Genomic DNA, 20,505 nt, shown 5'->3' with positions numbered 1-20,505 from the left:
ATTTTACTTATAAGGACAAACATACTTTTTGTTTAAAATGGATGTTTGTCCATTTCCTGCTTCATTGGAATGAATATAAATATAGCAAATAGGACACGCAAAGACATTTGTCCTAATAGACTTTAGGGAGAGAAGTGACATGACTTTCGAGATTGGAATGACTATAATTGTTTTTATTGTCACAATGCTAGTCATTTTTTGGAGACCTAAAGGGTTAAATGAAGCATGGCCAGCTTCTGTTGGAGCCCTAATTATATTACTGACCGGGATTGTAACTAAGGCAAACATTCTTGATATTATAGATAAAATTGGCGGCGCCTCGATTACGATTATGGCAACCATTGTCATGGCTGTCATATTAGAAAGCTTCGGGTTTTTCCACTGGGCAGCTGCCCGGCTTGCTAATTTATCAAAAGGTTCAGGCTACCGTCTATATTGGTATATTCAATTACTGTGTTTTTTAATGACTCTATTATTTAACAATGATGGAAGCATCCTAATTACCACTCCGTTATTAATCATCCTTCTAAGAAATCTTCGGTTAAAACCGCAACAAATGATCCCCTATCTGTTGAGTGGAGCTCTAATTGCAACTGCTTCTAGTGCACCAATTGGTGTTAGTAATATTGTCAATTTAATAGCTTTAAAAATAATTGACATGTCGCTTTATATGCATACTGCCATGATGTTTGTTCCAGCGACATTAGGATTGTTATTTATGGCCTGGATTATGTTTTTAGTAGTAAAGAAGAAGTTACCGAAAGTGTTGCCGTCCACCAAGGATGAAATTGATGAGGTCTTTTTCTCCAAGCATTTTCATCCGCTAAAAAAATCACTATCCGTTGAAACGAAACGAAAAAGAACAAAATTAATGTTAAAGGTGTTACTATTTGTTTTCGTGATGCGCTGCTTACTCTTCGTTGCTTCCTATTTTGCTATCCCAATTGAATTTGTCGCCGTGCTTGGATCGCTCAGCTTGCTGATTTGGAGATGGTATCATTTAGGAACAAACCCTGTAGATATCATAAAGAAAACACCTTGGCATATTCTCATCTTTGCTTTTTCCATGTATGTAATCATTTACGGACTTCATAATGTAGGATTGACAAAATTGCTCGTACAGACTTTTGAGCCGATAGTAAATAGAGGATTGTTTCAAGCGAGCTTTATAATGGGCGGTCTAGTTTCCATCCTTTCCAACATATTTAATAACCATCCTGCATTAATGATCGGAACTATAACGCTAACTGAAATGGGACTTGATGCGATTACATTAAAGACAATTTATTTAGCAAATATCATCGGCAGCGATATGGGATCATTATTACTGCCTATCGGGACACTTGCTTCCCTTATTTGGATGCATATATTGAGGAAATACAAGATTAAGATCAAGTGGAAGGACTATTTAAGTGTATCTATCATTGTGATTCCAATATCAACAATCGTTACTTTGTTCCTTCTCTATTATTGGGTGCAGATGGTATTTGCATAAACAAAAAGCTCTGCTTTGTGCAGAGCCTTTTGCTATCTATTCGTTTTTCGTAAGCTGCAAGGCCTTTTTAATATCCTTAAAGGAGTTTGATTTACCGTACATGAGAACTCCTCCTTTATATACCTTGGCACCAAATATGGCCAATATGACAATCGTGATGATTAATATCGCAATGCCTAATAACGGCTCCCACACTGGTAATGTTAGCATTCCTACACGCATAAACATAAGCATCGGCGTGAAAAATGGAATAAAAGAGGCAATCGTCATAAAAGACGTATCCGGCTGGCCTAGTCCAAACATGGATATCATAAAGCCTGCCACAACAAGCAAAGTCATGGGCATAATCATTTGTTGGACATCTTCAATCCTACTGACAAGCGATCCAAGAAATGCAGCTAATGTTGCATATAATAAGTATCCTAGTAAAAAGAATACGAGAGCGTAAATAATAGTAGAAGTCGGAATATCACTAAACCCGAAAAATTCGAAAAAACCGCCTTGCATGCTTTCCATATTTCTCTTTACAAAATAAATACCAACAGCTAGGATAATTCCCATTTGCGTTAAACTAAGCAAGGCAATTCCAATAATCTTTGCAAACATTTGCTTAACAGGTGCTACGCTAGAAATAAGAATTTCCATTACACGTGAGGACTTTTCTGTAGCAACCTCCATGGCAATCATATTCGCGTATAAAATAACAGCGAAATAAATGATAAACAGCAGGACATAGACGAGCCCTCTTGCCTGATTTAATTCTTCTTCCGTTTTTGCATTTTCTTCAAGTGCGAATTTACTAAAAGAAACTGGCTCATAAAGCTTGCTTAATTGCTCCTGTGATAAATTTATTTTTGAAGCAGCAAGCCCTGTCTTGATCTGCTGCAAGTAGTGCTGAAGTTCAGATGGAAGTGAAGAATCAGCAATGCTTCTTGCTTTATAGGCCGCTTCCGGTAATCCTTCTTGATTATTGGATAGGATGAGCAATCCTTTATATTCATCCAACTTCACTGCGTTTTCCGCATCTTTTTCACTGCCGTTAAAGGCTTCCAGTTGAATATCACTGTTGTTCGCTTTCATTTGTTCCTTTAAAGGATTGATAAGTAATCCCGTTTCGTCTATGACTGCTATCCTTTCTTCCGACCCTTCCCCTTTATTGAAAAAGTCTATAATTCTAGTCATATTTGTTAATCCAGCAACAATTAGCATTGTGATAAGTGTGGTTATAATGAAGGATTTTGTTTTGAGCTTGGAAAAGTATGTATGCCCAAGAATGATCCAGAAATTACTCATAGGAAGCACCTACCTTCTCAATAAAAATATCATTTAATGAAGGTTCTTCTAGGACAAATTTTCGAATAAATCCTTTTCCAACGATCTCTTTCAAGACTCCCTCTGCAATGTCTTCACCTTCAATTTGCAAATGGATCCCTTCAGCCGTTTGCCGAACCCTTGAAACTCCAGGATAATTCTTTAAATACTCAACGCTGAAGTCAGCATGAATAACTAAATTCTTTTTCCCGAATGAACGTTTGATTTCTTTTAGAGCACCTTTTACAACGGGCTTCCCTCTATGCATGATGCATAAATGCTCACACATTTCCTCCACATGCTCCATGCGATGGGAAGAGAAAACAATCGTAGTGCCTTTATTCTTCAATTCAATAACAGCTTCCTTAAGCAGTTCCACATTCACTGGATCTAATCCGCTAAAGGGTTCATCGAGAATTAATAATTTCGGTTTATGTATGACAGCTGTAATGAATTGGATTTTTTGCTGGTTTCCCTTTGAAAGCTCCTCCACTTTTTTATCTGCATATTCAGGTACTTTAAACCGATTCAGCCAGTAGTCAAGCTCCTTCAATATTTCTTGTTTGTGCATACCTCTTAATCTCGCTAAATAAACAATTTGGTCCTTAACCTTTAGCTTCGGATATAGCCCTCTTTCCTCAGGCAGGTACCCGACAAGCGGACTAGTAGAATAATCAATCGGTTTTCCGTCCCATGTGATATTCCCTTCACTTGTATCAATCAAGCCTAGAATCATCCGAAAAGTTGTCGTCTTTCCCGCTCCATTCGCTCCAAGAAAGCCAAACATTTCTTTTTCGGGAATTGTTATTGAGAGGTCATCCACAGCTGTAAAATTCCCAAAGCGCTTTGTTACATGTTCTAATTTTAATCCCATTTCATCATCCTCCTATCCTCCTACTTATACGAATTAAATGGAAAAAAGGTTCAAATAGTAAAAAAATTTTTCATTATTAATCTCAATAACAAAGCTTTGCATAAATCTGAAAATTATGGAAAAATAATAGTATTAGGAACGAGGAGGATTTTTAATGAAAACATATAAGTTAACTGTTTTTGAAAAAAGTGGAGAAAAGCTTTTAGATGAGGCCTTTCAAGCAGGTGATGATACAGAGGCAAAAGGTAAAGGTGAGCAAATACTAAAGGAAAAAGGCTTCGATGAAAAAACATATCGCTGCACTACTCCTTCTGGGAAACTCATTTTATTTCATTCTTAAATGAATTTTTTAGCGAAAGCAAAAAAGCCCTAGAAGCGAAACTTTTTTGCTTTCCCCTATATTATTTCCCAATAAATACTGGTTTTCTTTTTCCGATAAATGCCCCAATGCCCTCTTTGTGATCTTCAGTTTGCCTCATTTTATATTGGCCCGCTTTTTCAAGCTCGAGAACCTTATTTAGTTCTGGGAGATTTTTTTCAACAAATATTTTTTTCGTTTCAATCATGGCTTTTATTGGGCTTCTGAGCCAAGTATTTATTTTTTTGTCGAGAGTATTGGTTATCTCTTCTTCAGTTACCTCATGGATAAGACCTAGCTTATAAGCCTCATCAGCAGCTAATGGCTTCCCTTCCCAAATCAGGTGCTTTGCTTTATCTTCTCCAAGTCGCTTTTCTAAGAAATAATGGGCTGCTCCATCAGGAATTAAAGCTATTCCTATAAAATTCATTGCCAGCTTACTAGACTTCTCAGCTATGATGTAATCAGTCGCTAAAGCAAGGCTAAGACCAAGACCTGCAGCCGCACCCGAAATCGCACTAATCGTTAATTTTGACATGCCATAAAGCTCTTTTACGACTGTGCCAATGCTGTCCATTACTAAAGGAAATGCACTATCATCAGTTGATGAAAGCATCGTTTTAATGTCTCCTCCTGAACAGAAAGCCCTTCCTTTTCCTGTCAAAACAACAATATCAACCTCATCAAGACTATTAACTTTATTTAATATCGTTGCTAGATCCTTAAGCATTTCTACACTTAACGCATTAAGTGAATCTGGTCTGTTAAGCTCAATTGTTGCCACGCGTCCACTTATTGTCAAATTTACTGTTTCAGTTCCAAAGTCTATAGTCAAGATAACCCCTCCTCATTGTTTAAATCTAATTATAATGGCTTTAATTATATTTAAAAACTAAAATGAACGATTATTCATAATATTTTTATATTAGTTCTTTTTTAATATCCAAAATGAGAAACGACCGTAATAAAATTACGGCCGCATTTTTTACCTATTTATTTGTCTCAGTCAGATCTTTTTGTACCTGATCTCTTAGTGCCATCTTCAGAAACTTCCCAACGGAGGTTTTTGGAATTTCTTTCAAAAATAATATTTCATCTGGAAGCCACCATTTGGCAAATTGCGGCTTTAAAAATTCCAATAGCTCTTGTTTGTCAGTTTTTCCTTGATAGGCCTCTTTCAGTACAACACAGGCAACTGGCCGCTCCTGCCATTCTTCGTGCGGTACAGCTACCACCGCTGCCTCAAAAACAGCCTCATGTGCCATTAAGGCATTTTCAATATCAACAGAGGAAATCCATTCTCCTCCGCTCTTAATCAAATCCTTCGTTCGGTCAACAATTTTCATAAAGCCTTCTTCATCAATGGTGACCACATCCCCTGTGTAGAGCCATCCATCACGGAACGCCTCAGACGTTCGTTCGTCCTTATAATATTCTGAGGCAATCCACGGTCCGCGAATAGCAAGCTCCCCCATTTCCTTCCCATCCCAGGCTGCCTCTCCATCCTTACCAACAATTTTCATTTCGAGTCCTGGAACGAGTATGCCCTGTTTCGCTTTCAAGTCTAGACGCTCCTCATAGGAAAGCTCTTCCTGGTAGCTTTTTAAGGTAGAAATTACGACTAATGGACTCGTTTCAGTCATCCCATAGGCATGCATGAAAGGAATATTGTGCTTCTGTTCAAAGGCTTTGATCATCCCTTTCGGTGCTGCTGAACCGCCACATAGGACTGAGCGCAATGAACTCATGTCATACTTGTTTTCATCAAGCTCCTTTAATAGTCCCAGCCAAATCGTTGGAACCCCTGCTGTAATGGTCACTTTTTCCTCCTGAATGAGCTCAGCTAAAAGCTTTGGAGTAAAATACGGACCAGGCATAACTAAGTTTGTTCCAAACCAAACTGCAGCAAACGGCAATCCCCATGCATTTACATGGAACATCGGAACGACCGGCATAGCAATATCTTTCTCACTAACCCCCGCACTGTCTGCCATTCCTAATGCCATACTGTGAAGGACGATTCCGCGATGAGAATAAATGACACCTTTTGGATTCCCCGTTGTGGCGGATGTATAGCACATGCCTGCTGGATCATTTTCATCTAGATCATCTGGATAATCATAGTCTCCCGTAGCCTTTTCAAGTAACTTCTCATAATGGTAAACAGGAGATAGAGATGTTTCAGGGAGCTCTTCATCATCTGTCATGATGATAAATGCTTTCACAGTTGGCAACTTGTCCTTTACTGCTTCAATCAATGGGAGGATATCTGAGTCAATAAATAAAACTTTATCTTCTGCATGATTAATAATAAAAACAATATGCTGCGGAGAAAGGCGAATGTTAATTGTATGGAGAACGGCCCCACTGCATGGAATCGCAAAATACGCCTCTAAATGGCGGTGGTGATTCCAGGCTAGAGTCCCTACTTTATCTCCTCTTTCTACACCAAGCTTTTGAAGACTCTCAGCAAGCCTTCTTGTACGGTCAGCAATATCCTTATATGTAAACCGCTGAATCCCGCTCGCTGTTCTTGATACAACCTGTTTCTTTGGAAAAAACCTTTCCGCTCTCTTGATCATTTGCGTCATTGTTAAAGGTGTTTGCATCATCATAATAAATCTCCCCCTTATTAAAAGCGCTTACATCCATTCAAAGAAGTGTATGATCTTTTGTACCTAAAACATTCTATTTAATTTAGAAAAACCCTTCTATTTTTCTGAATTATCAAAAATATTAAAATTTAAAAACCCCTTGCTTTTTTAAGCAAGGGATTCTTGTGTATCAAATAATTCACTTAATAATCTCAACTTCTCATTTGTGTATTTCTCGAAGCTTTCATTGTATGTTTTTGGGTCCTTCGGATTGGCAAATTGTGTGATCTTTCCTGTGGTCGGATGGACAAATTTACTAGCTGCGCCACAACCCAGACCAATGATCGTCTGCTTCTCTTCCATGATCATAATATTATAGATACTGTCCTGACCAGGAAGTGAGTAGCCAACATTCTCAAGATTTCCAAGGATGTTTTTTTGTCTATATAAATAATATGGTGTATAGTTATGCTCTTTTGTCCAATTCTCAGCCATGTCCATCATCTTCTCAATTTCTTTTCGATCTGCTACCTTGTATTTTTCCTTATTTTTCGTCATTTCGGAGGCACGTTTGAAAGATAGAGTATGGACAGTTAATGATTCAGGCATGAGCTTTTCTGTTTCACTTAGTGTGTGTGAAAATTCCGGCACCCCTTCACCTGGGAGCCCGATAATTAAATCCATATTGATATTATTCATGCCCATGTGACGAGCCAAATGGAATTTATCGATTGTTTCTTCCACCGTATGATGTCTGCCAATCGCTTTTAATGTTTCCTGGATATATGATTGTGGATTAATGCTGATTCGATCTATTTTCCACTTTTTCAACACCTCGAGCTTTTCAGGTGTTATCGTGTCTGGTCTTCCAGCCTCAACCGTAATCTCACGGATCTTTTCCACATCAGGGAAGGAGGTGTACATTTCTTCATAAAGCATATCCATCTCTTCAGCGGTAATACTTGTCGGAGTGCCTCCACCGTAGTAAACAGTCGTGATTTTCACGTTGTTTTCTTTCAGCCATTCCCCAACCTTCCTCATTTCATAGTGAAGACCTCCTAAGAATGAATCAACAGAGCCTTGCCGTCCATTAATGGCATAAGCTGGGAAGGTACAATAAGCACACTTAGTTGGGCAGAATGGAATTCCGATATAAATGCTGACCTCATTTTGAAGCTCGTAAAGATCAGGAACAACAGCTAACTGCCTGTCAACAATTTGCTGCATAAGCTGGATCTTTTCGTCTGTAATTAAGTAATCCTCCTTAAGTTGCTGATGTGCCGCGGCCCTAGGAGTTTTCTCCTGCATATGGCGGTGCAGAAGCTTTGTTGGCCGGATCCCGGTTAGGAACCCCCACTTTTGGGTAATCCCCGTCCAATCCTGCAGAACTTTTAGGTAAACATGGGAAATCGCAATCCTTATTTGTTTATATCGCTCTTTCTCTGTCCCAGATGCAATGAACTCGGTTTCAAAGGCTGCGGTTTTCTCTATGCCCTCCTGATCTGTAAGTTCCGCCTTAACAAAAATAGATTCTTTTACTTGCAGATTAATAGCGATCTTTAAATCCATATCACTATGAGAATTCATGGACACTTGGCATTCCTCAAAAAATAAATTCGCAATAAGTTGAAGCGGACGCTGAAACCGCTCATCTTGTAATCCTGTAACTAAAATTTGCAATGCAATCACCTTTTTATCAATATAGTGAAACTACCATCAAAATAGATTTGATGGCAGTTATAATGTTTCTCATCTTTTGAGCTTATTTAAGTGTACAAAAATGGTTATACGAGGTCAATATATACCGGATTACATGAAACCGACAAAGATTCATTTTTTTTACAATAAAAAAGAAAAAAAGTCGATCAATAAGAACGACTTTTCTTCAAATAATCATTTCAATAAATTCATTTTCTTTAAAAATTCAATCGGATGTTGCTTTCTGAAATGCTCCTTTACCATATAACTAACCCCGTGCTGGTTATTCGGACGAGTGACCCAATCTGCCGCTTTTTTGACTTCTATAGGCGCATTGCCCATGGCAACACCGAGCCCAGCAGCCTCAATCATACCGAGATCATCGATGCCGTCCCCAATTACAACCATTTCACTGCGGGCAATATCTAAATGATCTCCTAAATACAACAACCCATTAAGCTTAGAAACTCCAGCCGGCATAATATCGATACGGAGGTGGTTCAGCTGGAGAATATCAATTTCTGAAAACATACCTTTTATAGCTGCCGCGGCATCCTTGCAATCTGTTTCTTCCTCAAAATAAACTTCAATTTTTGGAGGATTGACAGGGTCATCAAGAATAGTTTCGCTTAAGGAATCGACAAATTGCTGTGAATAAAAAATCGGATCACCAGATGAAAAAACGGTCTTAGCCAACATATTATGATTCAGCTTCGATTTATTGGCAAGCGAATATTTTTCATGCACTAATCGAATCTGACAGGAAAACCCCTCAAGCAGCCTCACAATTTCATACGTTACATCCTCTGCAATTCGCCTGACAAAAATGGGCTTATCCCTTGAACTGGCAATATAAGCTCCACTGTGTGCAACAATTGATGAATCTAATTTTAATGCCTTTGCCACTTTTTTCGCAGATGGAAAGCTTCTTGCCGTTACTAACGTGACGTAAATACCTTTTTGCTGCACATAGTCAATCGCTTCTTTTGTAGATTTATGAAGTCTTCCATTTGATTGAAGAAGAGTGCCATCAATATTTAACGCTAACAGCCTGTAAATCATCATATTTCCCCCTTACGCGAGAGTAAAATTGTCCTATTACACTTTTATGAAAGGATAAAAAGGAATAGAACAATCCCTGCGAAAACTTCATTCATTATAAAAATTACCAAAATAAACAATGTATAAATAGTAATTATCCAATTAAAAATATGACTGTAACATTTAATTACACCAAAGGAGATGATTTACATGGCAAGAAGCAACAATTCAAATCAGCTATTAGTACCAGGAGTTTCTCAGGCAATTGAGCAAATGAAGTACGAAATTGCAACAGAATTCGGTGTAAACCTTGGCCCAGAAACATCTTCAAGAGCAAATGGTTCAGTTGGTGGAGAAATTACTAAGCGCCTCGTTCAAATGGCCGAGCAGCAGCTTGGTGGAAGATTTTAAAGAAGAATAAACATAGGTTCATGACGAAAACCGCTCCTGCACAGAGAAGCGGTTTTCAAATTTATAGTTATATTAGCCAAGTGGTCCATAAAGCTCTTCAAGTGGCTTCATGATTACCTTATTTAGTTCTGCAATAATCATGCTCATTCGCTGTTCCGCTTCCATTAACTTAGATATTTTCACATTTTGCTGGACAAGTGCTACAGTTTGTTGAGCCTGCTGTACCTCAGCTTCGGAAATATCCTGACCCATCATTTGTTTTTGCTGCAGCTGCATTTGAATGTTGCGAAAGTTGTCAAACATTGATTTGGCAGACGGATCAGCATTTACCTCGTCATAAGCCTGCTTTAAATTTCTATATTCACTACTTTGTCTTACTGCTTTCTCAAGTTCATATGCGGAATCATATAAATTAACTGCCAATATTAAAACTCCTTTCCATTTTGGGCAATCACTTCACTATAACAAAATATGCCATTCAAAGCGAGAAGTGTTTGAAAGCAATAGTTGCCCCGGTGCCCGACTACTAATAATACTATTAGAGAACAATGGCAATAATTCCTTGAAATAACCCGATCATTCCTCCAAGCAAAGCCCCAAGAAAAGTAATCATTTTTAATTCGCTATTTATAATCGATAGAACCATTTCTTCAAGTCTCTCAACAGAGAATGCTTCCACTTGATCCCGTATAATTTCTTGTAATCGCAGTCTCTCCATTAACACATCTACACGGCTCGAAAGCCATTCTCCAAAAAGCTCTACACCCCTTGGAACAATGGTTTCAATAATCCCCACACGGTATGGTTCACTTAATTTTGAAATTGGGGATTTGAGGATTTGTTCTAGCCTGATGATTTTTCTGATATTTTCCCGCATAAATGAAAGGATATCTGCTTTATTAAACTGTTCTTCTAATTTTTCACCTTCCCAATTAAGCACTTTTTCCCATTCTTTTTGTACAAGGGTTGTAATCATATCAGCTGTTCCTTCATTCTTGAGGAATTTAATAATTTCTGGCTGGATTTTATCGGCAATATTGATGTTTCCCATAAACATTTGCATCATGCCACCAAGGACCCCGCTGCGTTCCTTTAAGAAATCATCGGCCATCCTTTGAATCCGCATATTTCCCTCTATGCTTGAAAAATAATCAACCCCCTTTTGTAAAATAAACTTACTTATATTCGGGATTTTCTCATTAACCTTTTCAAGCAAATTTTCTGGAATAATTTCTTTTAATGGCTGATTTCGATACTTCCTCATTAAATCTTCATATTTTCTCTCAATCACATCATCCAAATGACGTTCTGTTTTCGCCTGGACATCCTTTATTCCTAATGTATCGAGTAATTCTGCAGGTGTTTTCTCTGTATTCAAAAAGGTTTCCAGTTCCCGTTGAACAACACCTGTCATCTCCTTATGAAAATTTTCGTTTAAAAATTTCCTTTGAATACTTTCGGGAGTTAAAAGATGGTTAACGACCATTTTTCCCATTTGTTCTGCAAGCTCATCTCTGCGCTTTGGGATTAAACCAGGAGTAAACGGAACCCGCCACCTCCCAATATATAGAGTTTTATAAGGCCTAAAGAGCATTTTTATTGCAAGGTAATTAGTAAACCCTCCAATAATAGCTCCAATCGTAATCATTAATAAGATTGTCAATACGATTTGCATACGAATAACATCTACCTTCCATCTGGACTTGCGCACAATTTTAACCTTTTTTACATACGATACTTTATCAGCTTTTGCCTATTTTTTCATTATTAATGCCTAAAAATTTTTTTCAAAAATGAGGAATGATCATGCCATTATCATTATTACCTATTACGATTGTTCCGACCAAATCGTTTCAAAAAAAGAACCATTCCATAAAAATAAGCCGTTCCCTCATTCATTATTGGGGAATGGATGAAGCAAAAATATTTGATGTTGCAGTGGGAAGCAATCGAATTCCTGTAAATATAGAGAGTGCTTCCATCACAAAAGATGAAATCATCATGAGTGAAGATTTGTTCCGAGAGCTGATGCTGCCTATACAGAGTACGCAATTTATTGCACAGTTTTCTCAAAATAAAAACACCCTTACTATTGGTCCAGTAATTGGCTTATTAACTGAAATAAACTTATCAGATGAAAAGGAACCAAATTTTCGCTCTATCCACAATTTTTGCATGGAAATGCACGAGGTAATATCAGAAAAAGGCGGCTTTTTCTATGTTTTTTCATTAACGGATTATTCTAATGGGAACATAAGCGGCTATTATCTTGTAAATGAAAGCTGGTATAAATCTCCTGTCCCTCTCCCAGACGTTATCTATAATCGTATCCATTCCCGTAGGCTTGAAGCAAGCATATTTTTCAAAAAATTTAAGACAGCTATTGTTTCTCGCAATATTCCAATATTTAATGATCATTTCCTCTCTAAAGACAAGGTCAATGATTTATTCATCTCTGAAGAGTATTTACATCCTTTTCTTCCCGAAACATTACTAGCAACGGAGCAATCATTGGAAGAATTAATGATGAAATACGACTCAATTTATATAAAGCCCATCCATGGAAGCCAAGGAAGAAATATTATAAGGGTTTCAAAAAAAATGAATTCTCTCCAAGTAGAAATATCTACTTCCATGGGACGGGAACAGGCAAATTCGTTTCATACGTTTAGCCAGTTTTTCAAATGGGTTCAGCCATTTCTTGAAAAGAGAACCTATATTGTGCAACAAGGGATCCCCCTAATTAAATACAAAAATAACCAGCTGGATTTTCGAGTTCTTTGTCACCGGAGCTTACAAAATTCCTGGAAGGCAACCTCGGCAGTAGCTAGAATATCAGCACAACAGCAGTTTGTTTCGAATATTGCAAGAGGCGGAGAAATGATGAAGCCCATTCACGTACTAACCAAATTATCGGATCGGAAAACAGCCATCCAGCAGCTTGCACTTATGAAGGAGCTTGCAGTGGAAACTTCGTCTATTATAGGCCATCATTCCGATGGCTTAATGGGAGAGCTTGGAGTAGATATCGGGGTGGATGAAAGCGGAAAGCTTTGGATTATTGAAGTAAATGCCAAGCCATCCAAAAACCTCGGAGAAAATGAAAATAAAATACGTCCCTCAACAAAGGCTTTAATCGAATACTGCACCTTCTTAACTTTTTCGAAGTAAAAATGATCAATTCCTAGAATATTCATTTACAAATTAATTATATATGTCTAACTTCAAGGAGGTATTAAAAAATGCTGTCATTTGGGTTAATGACGTTACAAACGTCTAATGAAAAACATTATTTTAATGAAATCGCCAAAAGAGCACACGAGCTGGAAATGGCGTGCTATCGATTTGTACCCTCTAATATTAATCCTATTTCAGAAAAAGTGAGTGGAGATTATTTCAATCCCGATACAAATGAATGGGAAGCTTGTGAATTTCCTCTCCCTAAAGTACTTTATGACCGGTGTTTCTACAAAGAGGATCCTCATTCCAAACGATGCAAAGCAATAGTTAAGTGGCTAAAAACAAAAAAAGATATATTATTTTTAGGCTATGGCCTGCCAAATAAATTGGAATTATACGATGCACTTGAAAATTCAAAGTTGTCACCCTACTTGCTGAAATCAAGCCAAGTAAAATCAGGTCAACATGTCATTCAGCACCTTTTTCCGAATAAGCCTCTCATGATGAAACCAGTTAATGGCTCTCAAGGCAGAGGGATTTACTATTTAGAAAAGAAAAATAATGAATTCATTATTCAAACAGATAAACAAAACAAAACGATCACACGCCTGTTCCCTTATGAAGAGAAGGTGATTTCATTAATCGATTATCTCATCAAAGAAAGAGGATATCTAATCCAGGAATATAAAAAGCTTACTAATAATATGAATCAGCCGTTTGACATAAGAGTACTACTTCAAAAAAACGGAAATGGTGTATGGCAGGAAATTGCTAAAGGGATAAGGACTGGCAAGGAAAAGGGGATCATTTCGAATATTAATGCAGGAGGATTGATTTCTTCATATGAGGATTGGCTGGCTTCACATCCTTCTTCTGAAAGAGATTACGTAAATAATGAAATAAATGAAGTTCTGAGATCTCTTCCACAAATATTAGAACAGCATTTTCCCCCGCTTTTTGAATTAGGCGTGGATATTGGAGTAAGTGAAAATTTTGCCATTTGGATACTCGATATCAACTCCAAGCCAGGACGAAAGGTTGCCTTAACGATTAATCCTTCTTTGGAGGATCATTTATATACTTCACCACTTATTTACGGTAAAAGATTAGATTTAGAAAGGAGACAAATCGATGAGAAAACAATATCAGGTGGAAATTCTTCATGATACCTCCCATCAAGTCTATATCCCATTTGAAGCGGCTTCAAAAACCAAACTATTAAAAATTGCTTTTGGATCAAAGTCCATTGAAACGAAAATAGATAATCAGCCAAATGGCAAGGAAATGATTAGCCTTAGCGAGGATATTGCCGAGCAGCTGAATTTCCCGGATTTAAAGGTTCCTCTTCATATTTTCATTGATGATGAAACGCTTTTTATTGGACCACTCGTTGGTATTTTCACATCAGGCTTCATACCTTTTCCGATTCGGCCAATCGGTGAACGCAGCCTTTTCTTTGCCAAATTACTTTCTGTTAAAAAGTCTGTTGGAGCAATGCCCTTTGTGTTCGGGGAGCAGCATATTGATTGGGACCAGGGATTAATAAGCGGATTATTCTACCACGATAATGGATGGAAGACATTTAAAGTTCCCTTTCCTAACGTGATTTATGATCGGCTGCCGAATCGAAAAAGCGAAAGATTAGCGGAGCAGAATAACATAAAAGTAAGGCTGCAATCAGAATATTTAATCCCATGGTATAATCCCGGATTTTTTAATAAATTAGATATTTTTGACCGGCTTATTCAAGATGACACGATTGCAAAATTCCTGCCGGAAACTCATCCTTTTGTTTCATTTTCAGAAATTGAAAGAATGCTTGGCGAATTCGGGCATGTGTATATAAAGCCGGTAAACGGGAGTCTTGGTTTAGGAATCCATCAAATTTTATAAGATAAGTCTAATGGATATTATTATTGCAGATTCCGGAGCCTAGAGGGTAAAAATAAGCTGCTGAAGTATAATAGCTTGGAAAGATTAATGAATCATGTTTTTGGTGGTAAAAAACTAAATCGAATGCTCGTTCAGCAAGGAATTCATTTACTGCGGAAAGATCAGCGGCCAATCGATTTTAGGATTCACACTAATAAAAATAATCATGGAGACTGGGTTGTTACGGCTATTGCAGCAAAAGTAGCGGGAGCTGGAAGTGTAACTACACATGTAAAGAGCGGCGGGGTTATCCAAACAATGGCCGAGGTTTTTCCATCTATAGAGGAGCAAAGGCTGGCAGAAACAAAATTATCAAATGCAGCTCTGTTATTAAGCAAAGCCTTGGAAGAAAATATGGAAGGTATTATTGGTGAAATTGGCTTTGACCTCGGGCTCGATCGTCAAGGAAATGTATGGCTATTCGAAGCAAACTCAAAGCCAGGCAGATCCATTTTCAGGCATCCGGAGTTGAAGGAATTTGATTATCTGACGAGAAAGCTTTCCTTATCCTTTGCCGTATTTTTAGCCGAAAGGGCTATCATGAGTCCCGAGGAAGTTTTTAGATGAGCATTTTTTATGATCTTGAACTTAAAGATTGGTTTACTCTTTCTAATAAACAATCAATAACACTAGGCAGTAATAAACATCCAGTTACTATGATTTGTTCCGCGCCCGCACGGAGCCTCCCCCTTCATATTTCACCGCAAAAGGAAATTCCCTTAATTGGAATTTTAACAGGGAGAAAAAAAGATAATAAAGTGACTGGAAATGGCAGATTATTCAAAGAGCTTCAGAAGGAAATCATGAAAAACGGTGGGATATCCATCGTTTTTACCCCTCAAAATATAAACGACCATTCAATAAAAGGATATATGTATCTTCCGATTAAAGATAAATGGTACTCAATCAAATGCCCCCTGCCCCATGTTGTTTACAATCGGGTTCCTTTTCGAATATTAGAAAAATCGGACTCCTTTTTTGAAGCTTATCAATTTTTCAAGAGCAAGAACATTCCCTTTTTCAATACATGTTTTCTTGATAAACATGAATTTTATCAAGTTTTTTCCGAGGATCCCTATTTCCAAAAGTTAATGCCTGAAACAATTAAAATCCATGAAAAATTACCATTAGAGAACTTTTTTAAAAAGCACAATCAATTATATTTAAAGCCATCATTAGGTTCAAAAGGAAAGGGCATTTATCTTGCTTCATTAAATAAGGATTCTACCATTAATTTGCTAGGGCATGAGGAATTGCTTCAGTATGAAGATTTTCATACATTTTGGATGAATTGGAACTCGGTTCTCTTAAAAAAGTCTTATATCGCCCAAAATGCTGTCGAGCCATTGTTGTATAATGGAAAACGGTTTGACTTTCGGATTCTGGTCCATTATGTAAATAATCAATATAAAGTAACGGGCGTAGGCATCCGGCAATCGAGAGAACAAAATGTTACAACCCACGTTCCAAAAGGCGGGATTATTCTGCCCTATAAACAATTGCAATCAAAAGAACATGATCAGTTTATTACAGAAGTCTCCCAGCGTGCAGGAAAGCTATTATCAAAGGAAATCGGTTTTTTTGGCGAATTTTCAATTGATGCAGGAATTTCTGCAGACGGCCGGTATGTGGTATACGAAATTAATTCTAAGCCAATGCGGTTTGATGAACAGGAAATTGAAAGGAAACGATTGCAAACCTTGACCTGTTTATTTCTTGATTTAGCAGGATTTTAATTCAGCAGTCCACATTATACGGATCCCTATGTGGACTGCTATTACTTATCTCTTAGTTGGTCCGGCAAACGAGCGGAACTGTTCCTTTAACTTTTGGCGGGATTTATCATTCCTTAATAAGTATGCTGCGCCAAAAGCTAAAGTGGTTAAAGCCCATTTATTTCTATTCATTTAAGCAACTCCTTTTTCAATTAATAATTGTACATACTTCTTCTTCCCTCCAATTGAAGGAATTACACTGGTTTTTCATGTCATGTGAATTATTTTATTGGGTTGTTTGAGAAAAAGGTGTAAGATGAAAACAAAGGGGGCGGTGATATGTTAACGCATTTTCAATACAAGCCTTTATACGAAAACAAACAATTGCCTGGATGGAAATTTTCCTTTTATTTTAACAAGCAGAAATTTAATGGGATTTATCATCAAAATGGTAAAATTGAATGGACCTCAATCACACCAAATGGAGAAGATGAGATAAAATTAATGGAACAAATTCATGAATTAATGCTTTTCCATGTTTATGATCAGTGATTAGTATGTTTTCTAAACTTCTTTGGAATGATAAGTCTTATCATATGCAAAGGAGGCAAACTGCCATGCCTGATAAAAAAAATGTAAAAGACGATTCTCATAATGAAGGAAGAGACAAAGTTTATTTAGACATTGACCGAATGATCAATGAAGGAATGTCGGGCGGATCAGTACATATGAGAGAAGAAACAACTAATATTGAGGAAGCAAGAGATCTTTTTGAAGAGGATCCGCCATATACAGCCCAATAACTTAAAATTTGTATAATAAATAGCACTTTCGCAAAATGAAAGTGCTATTTTCTCGTGTGAAAATTATTCTTTTATTAAGGCTATCTCTTGATTTCCGCATGATAAGCATTTCAATAAATGCGGGCATTCCTTGTTGATGTAATCAGTTGGATAGCCATTTTCCAATTTCATGAGATCTATAGGCATGTATGCACTATAATCATCGTAATAATCCATAATCCTGCCTTGGTCGTATACAATATTACCGCATGATGAGCATTTTGTCTTTATTTCTTGGAACCCATTACAGATTGGACAAATCGCCATTTATATGCCCCCGCTCCATTCTTAATTATGTCATACACTCTCCATAATCATATCGTTCGTCATTCCCTTAATAGTTATGACAAAACCGGTAGGAAACAATTCCCACTACAAAAAAAGAATAAGCGATTAGAAAAACACCATAATATAGAGTAAACACAGACACACAACAACTTTCCACTAACCGATGGGTTAAACCAGTTAGAGGTAACAAGTTTATCTTGTGTCGGTGCAAATCCGGCTAACCCAACCATACTAACAAAATTCTATGAGGAGATGAACCAATTATGAACAACAACACAAGAAGCAATTCCTCAAACCAATTACTAGTACCAGGAGTAGCACAAGCACTTGACCAAATGAAGTATGAAATTGCTACTGAATTTGGTGTAAGCTTAGGTGCTGACACTACATCTCGTGCCAACGGATCTGTTGGAGGAGAAATTACAAAACGCCTAGTTCAAATGGCTGAACAACAACTTGGCGGTTATCAAAAATAATAACTTGTAAAACACAATTTAATAAGAGATGGCTTGAGCCCCCTTCTATAAGGGGGCTTTTCCATTGGTTTAGCTATACCATCTTTGAAGGATCCACCCACAAATCGAATTGTTCACTTGTAACATGCCTAGTCTTCAGGGCCGCTTCTTTTAAAGTACTATTTTCATTAAATGCAAGCTTTGCAATCTCAGCTGCCTTTTCATAGCCAATATGAGGGTTAAGAGCAGTGACAAGCATTAATGATCTATTAACATGATCCGCAATAATATCTTCATTTGCTTCCAAGCCAACTAAACATTTTTCATTAAATGAGTCCATTCCATCTGATAAAAGGCGAACACTTTGGATAAGGTTGAAAATAATGACTGGCTTAAAGACATTTAATTCGAAATTCCCTTGGCTTGCGGCAAAACCAATTGTTGCATCATTGCCAAATACCTGACACGCAATCATTGTTAGTGCTTCGCTTTGTGTCGGGTTTACCTTTCCTGGCATAATGGAGCTTCCTGGTTCATTAGCAGGGATGGAAAGCTCCCCAATACCACTTCTAGGTCCACTGGCGAGCCATCTGACATCATTGGCTATTTTCATGAGATCTGCAGCCAGTGCCTTTAAAGACCCATGCATATAAACAATTTCATCATGACTTGTCAAGGCATGAAATTTATTGTCAGAAGAACGGAAAGCATGCCCCGTTCCTTTCGAAATTTCTTGTGTAACCTCTTCCCCAAAGGATTTATCTGCATTTATACCTGTACCTACTGCTGTTCCGCCAATGGCTAGATCTAGTAAATGATCCATTGCTTCCGAAATCATCCGCTCGCTTTTTTCAAGCATAGCACGCCACCCGCTTATTTCCTGACCTAATGTCAATGGGGTAGCATCCTGCAAATGGGTCCTTCCAATTTTTACAATTGCATGAAAAGCCTCTTCCTTTTGACGGACGGATTTCTTCAATGCTTGAAGTGAGGGAATCAGCTTTTCGGCTATTTCAATATATGCTGATACATGCATCGCTGTTGGGAACGTATCGTTCGAGCTCTGGGACATATTCACATCGTCATTAGGATGCACCTTTGTATTTGAGTCTCCTTTGGCCTTCAGCATTTCATTTGCTCTTCTTGCCACGACTTCGTTTACGTTCATATTGGATTGGGTACCGCTTCCTGTCTGCCAGACTACTAGCGGAAAATGATCATCAAATTTCCCTTCAAGAATTTCCGCGGTTGCCTGAACAATCGCTTCCTTTTTTTCATCTGATAATTTTCCAAGTCTATTGTTTACAATAGCTGCCGCATTTTTAATTTTGGCAAAGGCATAAATGACCTCCATCGGCATTTTTTCAATGCCGATACGAAAGTTTTCCCGGCTTCTTTGTGTCTGCGCTCCCCAATATTTATCTGCCGGAACGTTTACTTCTCCAAGCGTATCATTTTCGATCCGATAATTTTCCATGAAACCCCTCCTTCGTTGTTTTTAATCATTCCTTCCCTTATATTCTATTCCCTATTTTTGGAGTTTTATGGGTATAAAAAAACTGCTTTGCATAAGCAAGCAGTTTTAGTGTTTAACAACTGTATAACCGATAAAATAACCAAGGACCATAATACTGGCAATAACTAATGTAATTGAAAGCTGTTCCATTTTAAATTCCCCCTGATTCTATTGATATGTTAAAAATATCATAGAAAAAGGACGGTTTTACGAAAAGATAGGAACATTCCGTGACAGCAAGGTGACATATTTATGAACTTTTTCTCACCTTTATACAAATCCACTTTTCACAACTTATTCCACAAAAACAGCCGTTCCATAAGCTATAATTTCTGATGCATTCTGCATGACTGCTGACGATTGGAGACGCATGCCAATAATCGCATTTGCTCCTTTTGACTTGGCATCCTCCACCATTCTGCCGATAGCCTTTTGTCTTGCTTCTTCCATCATTTCAGTGTATTCACTTATTTCTCCGCCGACAATTGTGCGTAATCCAGCCATGATATCCTTACCGATATGCTTAGATTGAATGCAGCCTCCTCTGACAAACCCTTTTATTTCTTTAATTTCCTTCCCCGGAACAGACTCAATAGTTACGATAATCATTACGTTTTTCCTCCTCTTTTTCTTTCTGTCTCTCTATGATTAATATAATAAAAATAAGCACAAACAGAACAGCGTATAAGACATAAAGCAATATCGCTATTTTAATGTTAATAAACAGCATAACCAATCCAAGTATTTGGCTAACGACTGTTAACAGCAGAAACAGCTGCTTCAGTTTTCCCACGA

22 protein-coding genes and 1 pseudogene are annotated in these 20,505 nt (G+C 37.6%); 10 read left to right on the top strand and 13 right to left on the bottom strand.

The window, feature by feature from the left end; genetic code table 11:
- Window positions 1-139 precede the first annotated feature (139 nt).
- Window positions 140-1,495 carry an arsenic transporter gene (locus tag RRV45_RS07155; RefSeq protein WP_315668115.1) on the top strand — a complete coding sequence of 452 codons (1,356 nt, stop codon included), beginning with the start codon at window positions 140-142 and terminating at the stop codon, window positions 1,493-1,495.
- Between the two features lie 36 nt (window positions 1,496-1,531).
- Here RRV45_RS07155 and RRV45_RS07150 read toward each other — a convergent pair whose 3' ends face one another.
- The gene (locus RRV45_RS07150) at window positions 1,532-2,788 is read right to left on the bottom strand and encodes an ABC transporter permease (RefSeq protein ID WP_315668113.1); all 1,257 of its coding nucleotides are present in this window, start codon (window positions 2,786-2,788) and stop codon (window positions 1,532-1,534) included.
- On the bottom strand, window positions 2,781-3,680 hold the full coding sequence (locus RRV45_RS07145; protein WP_315668112.1) for an ABC transporter ATP-binding protein: 900 nt from the start codon (window positions 3,678-3,680) through the stop codon (window positions 2,781-2,783). The genes RRV45_RS07150 and RRV45_RS07145 overlap by 8 nt, the downstream gene beginning before the upstream one ends.
- Before the next feature lie 154 nt (window positions 3,681-3,834).
- Here RRV45_RS07145 and RRV45_RS07140 point away from each other — a divergent pair, with 154 nt between their 5' ends.
- On the top strand, window positions 3,835-4,020 hold the full coding sequence (locus tag RRV45_RS07140; RefSeq protein ID WP_315668111.1) for a YhzD family protein: 186 nt from the start codon (window positions 3,835-3,837) through the stop codon (window positions 4,018-4,020).
- Window positions 4,021-4,081: 61 nt separating this feature from the next.
- Here RRV45_RS07140 and RRV45_RS07135 read toward each other — a convergent pair whose 3' ends face one another.
- From RRV45_RS07135 to RRV45_RS07120, 4 genes are all read right to left on the bottom strand, one after another.
- Entirely contained in the window at window positions 4,082-4,873 is a 792-nt protein-coding gene (locus tag RRV45_RS07135) for an enoyl-CoA hydratase (RefSeq protein WP_315668110.1), read from the bottom strand.
- Between the two features lie 154 nt (window positions 4,874-5,027).
- Entirely contained in the window at window positions 5,028-6,653 is a 1,626-nt protein-coding gene (locus tag RRV45_RS07130) for a long-chain fatty acid--CoA ligase (protein ID WP_315668108.1), read from the bottom strand.
- A 147-nt stretch (window positions 6,654-6,800) separates the two neighbouring features.
- Complete coding sequence (locus RRV45_RS07125) at window positions 6,801-8,312, bottom strand: coproporphyrinogen III oxidase (RefSeq protein WP_315668107.1); 1,512 nt, start codon at window positions 8,310-8,312, stop codon at window positions 6,801-6,803.
- 213 nt (window positions 8,313-8,525) lie between these two features.
- Window positions 8,526-9,392: a Cof-type HAD-IIB family hydrolase gene (locus RRV45_RS07120; protein WP_315668958.1), complete on the bottom strand. Its 867-nt coding sequence runs from the start codon at window positions 9,390-9,392 to the stop codon at window positions 8,526-8,528.
- Between the two features lie 189 nt (window positions 9,393-9,581).
- Between RRV45_RS07120 and RRV45_RS07115 the strand changes: the two genes are divergently transcribed.
- A complete protein-coding gene (locus RRV45_RS07115; protein WP_221847235.1) occupies window positions 9,582-9,782 on the top strand; it encodes an alpha/beta-type small acid-soluble spore protein in 201 nt (66 codons plus the stop codon).
- Window positions 9,783-9,854: 72 nt separating this feature from the next.
- Here the strand turns inward: RRV45_RS07115 and RRV45_RS07110 are convergent, their stop codons facing one another.
- Complete coding sequence (locus RRV45_RS07110) at window positions 9,855-10,205, bottom strand: YlbF family regulator (RefSeq protein ID WP_315668106.1); 351 nt, start codon at window positions 10,203-10,205, stop codon at window positions 9,855-9,857.
- 115 nt (window positions 10,206-10,320) lie between these two features.
- A complete protein-coding gene (locus tag RRV45_RS07105) occupies window positions 10,321-11,493 on the bottom strand; it encodes a DUF445 domain-containing protein (protein ID WP_315668104.1) in 1,173 nt (390 codons plus the stop codon).
- 95 nt (window positions 11,494-11,588) lie between these two features.
- Here RRV45_RS07105 and RRV45_RS07100 point away from each other — a divergent pair, with 95 nt between their 5' ends.
- The 4 genes and pseudogenes from RRV45_RS07100 to RRV45_RS07080 all read left to right on the top strand — a co-directional run bounded on the left by RRV45_RS07100 (window position 11,589) and on the right by RRV45_RS07080 (window position 16,630).
- Window positions 11,589-12,953: a YheC/YheD family endospore coat-associated protein gene (locus RRV45_RS07100; protein WP_315668103.1), complete on the top strand. Its 1,365-nt coding sequence runs from the start codon at window positions 11,589-11,591 to the stop codon at window positions 12,951-12,953.
- Window positions 12,954-13,024: 71 nt separating this feature from the next.
- Complete coding sequence (locus RRV45_RS07095) at window positions 13,025-14,128, top strand: YheC/YheD family endospore coat-associated protein (protein ID WP_315668102.1); 1,104 nt, start codon at window positions 13,025-13,027, stop codon at window positions 14,126-14,128.
- A pseudogene (locus RRV45_RS22095) lies at window positions 14,094-15,461 on the top strand (YheC/YheD family protein). The gene RRV45_RS07095 and the pseudogene RRV45_RS22095 overlap by 35 nt, the downstream one beginning before the upstream one ends.
- Complete coding sequence (locus RRV45_RS07080) at window positions 15,458-16,630, top strand: YheC/YheD family endospore coat-associated protein (RefSeq protein WP_315668100.1); 1,173 nt, start codon at window positions 15,458-15,460, stop codon at window positions 16,628-16,630. Before RRV45_RS22095 ends, RRV45_RS07080 begins: the two are co-directional and overlap by 4 nt.
- Before the next feature lie 45 nt (window positions 16,631-16,675).
- On the opposite strand, the gene RRV45_RS07075 is transcribed toward RRV45_RS07080, so the two are convergent.
- Window positions 16,676-16,801 carry a hypothetical protein gene (locus RRV45_RS07075; RefSeq protein WP_315668099.1) on the bottom strand — a complete coding sequence of 42 codons (126 nt, stop codon included), beginning with the start codon at window positions 16,799-16,801 and terminating at the stop codon, window positions 16,676-16,678.
- 147 nt (window positions 16,802-16,948) lie between these two features.
- Here RRV45_RS07075 and RRV45_RS07070 point away from each other — a divergent pair, with 147 nt between their 5' ends.
- Window positions 16,949-17,161 (top strand): YheE family protein, encoded by a 213-nt coding sequence (locus RRV45_RS07070; RefSeq protein ID WP_315668097.1) that lies wholly within the window; start codon window positions 16,949-16,951, stop codon window positions 17,159-17,161.
- Between the two features lie 65 nt (window positions 17,162-17,226).
- Window positions 17,227-17,412, top strand: coding sequence for a hypothetical protein (locus RRV45_RS07065; protein ID WP_315668096.1), 186 nt, complete (start codon window positions 17,227-17,229; stop codon window positions 17,410-17,412).
- A 63-nt stretch (window positions 17,413-17,475) separates the two neighbouring features.
- On the opposite strand, the gene RRV45_RS07060 is transcribed toward RRV45_RS07065, so the two are convergent.
- Window positions 17,476-17,718, bottom strand: a complete 243-nt coding sequence (locus RRV45_RS07060; RefSeq protein ID WP_315668095.1) for a hypothetical protein — start codon at window positions 17,716-17,718, stop codon at window positions 17,476-17,478.
- Window positions 17,719-18,002: 284 nt separating this feature from the next.
- Between RRV45_RS07060 and RRV45_RS07055 the strand changes: the two genes are divergently transcribed.
- Entirely contained in the window at window positions 18,003-18,215 is a 213-nt protein-coding gene (locus RRV45_RS07055; RefSeq protein ID WP_410489341.1) for a small, acid-soluble spore protein, alpha/beta type, read from the top strand.
- 73 nt (window positions 18,216-18,288) lie between these two features.
- Here RRV45_RS07055 and fumC read toward each other — a convergent pair whose 3' ends face one another.
- The 3 genes from fumC to RRV45_RS07040 form a co-directional block, all read right to left on the bottom strand.
- Window positions 18,289-19,671 (bottom strand): class II fumarate hydratase, encoded by a 1,383-nt coding sequence (gene fumC / locus RRV45_RS07050; protein WP_315668093.1) that lies wholly within the window; start codon window positions 19,669-19,671, stop codon window positions 18,289-18,291.
- Between the two features lie 333 nt (window positions 19,672-20,004).
- Complete coding sequence (locus RRV45_RS07045) at window positions 20,005-20,319, bottom strand: YbjQ family protein (protein WP_315668092.1); 315 nt, start codon at window positions 20,317-20,319, stop codon at window positions 20,005-20,007.
- Window positions 20,300-20,503 (bottom strand): hypothetical protein, encoded by a 204-nt coding sequence (locus RRV45_RS07040; protein ID WP_315668091.1) that lies wholly within the window; start codon window positions 20,501-20,503, stop codon window positions 20,300-20,302. The genes RRV45_RS07045 and RRV45_RS07040 overlap by 20 nt, the downstream gene beginning before the upstream one ends.
- Window positions 20,504-20,505: the final 2 nt, after the last annotated feature.

The sequence above is a fragment of the Bacillus sp. DTU_2020_1000418_1_SI_GHA_SEK_038 genome, assembly GCF_032341175.1.
GTDB lineage: Bacteria > Bacillota > Bacilli > Bacillales > Cytobacillaceae > Cytobacillus.
Note: the sequence above shows the minus strand (reverse complement) of the source record. Positions and strands in the feature narration are given on the sequence as shown.

Coding starts and splice junctions, on each gene's coding strand:
- RRV45_RS07155 (WP_315668115.1), top strand. CDS start 140: ATGACTTTCGAGATTGGAATGACTATAATTGTTTTTATTGTCACAATG.
- RRV45_RS07150 (WP_315668113.1), bottom strand. CDS start 2,788: ATGAGTAATTTCTGGATCATTCTTGGGCATACATACTTTTCCAAGCTC.
- RRV45_RS07145 (WP_315668112.1), bottom strand. CDS start 3,680: ATGGGATTAAAATTAGAACATGTAACAAAGCGCTTTGGGAATTTTACA.
- RRV45_RS07140 (WP_315668111.1), top strand. CDS start 3,835: ATGAAAACATATAAGTTAACTGTTTTTGAAAAAAGTGGAGAAAAGCTT.
- RRV45_RS07130 (WP_315668108.1), bottom strand. CDS start 6,653: ATGATGATGCAAACACCTTTAACAATGACGCAAATGATCAAGAGAGCG.
- RRV45_RS07120 (WP_315668958.1), bottom strand. CDS start 9,392: ATGATTTACAGGCTGTTAGCGTTAAATATTGATGGCACTCTTCTTCAA.
- RRV45_RS07115 (WP_221847235.1), top strand. CDS start 9,582: ATGGCAAGAAGCAACAATTCAAATCAGCTATTAGTACCAGGAGTTTCT.
- RRV45_RS07100 (WP_315668103.1), top strand. CDS start 11,589: ATGCCATTATCATTATTACCTATTACGATTGTTCCGACCAAATCGTTT.
- RRV45_RS07095 (WP_315668102.1), top strand. CDS start 13,025: ATGCTGTCATTTGGGTTAATGACGTTACAAACGTCTAATGAAAAACAT.
- RRV45_RS07080 (WP_315668100.1), top strand. CDS start 15,458: ATGAGCATTTTTTATGATCTTGAACTTAAAGATTGGTTTACTCTTTCT.
- RRV45_RS07075 (WP_315668099.1), bottom strand. CDS start 16,801: ATGAATAGAAATAAATGGGCTTTAACCACTTTAGCTTTTGGCGCAGCA.
- RRV45_RS07070 (WP_315668097.1), top strand. CDS start 16,949: ATGTTAACGCATTTTCAATACAAGCCTTTATACGAAAACAAACAATTG.
- RRV45_RS07065 (WP_315668096.1), top strand. CDS start 17,227: ATGCCTGATAAAAAAAATGTAAAAGACGATTCTCATAATGAAGGAAGA.
- RRV45_RS07060 (WP_315668095.1), bottom strand. CDS start 17,718: ATGGCGATTTGTCCAATCTGTAATGGGTTCCAAGAAATAAAGACAAAA.
- RRV45_RS07055 (WP_410489341.1), top strand. CDS start 18,003: ATGAACAACAACACAAGAAGCAATTCCTCAAACCAATTACTAGTACCA.
- fumC (WP_315668093.1), bottom strand. CDS start 19,671: ATGGAAAATTATCGGATCGAAAATGATACGCTTGGAGAAGTAAACGTT.
- RRV45_RS07045 (WP_315668092.1), bottom strand. CDS start 20,319: ATGATTATCGTAACTATTGAGTCTGTTCCGGGGAAGGAAATTAAAGAA.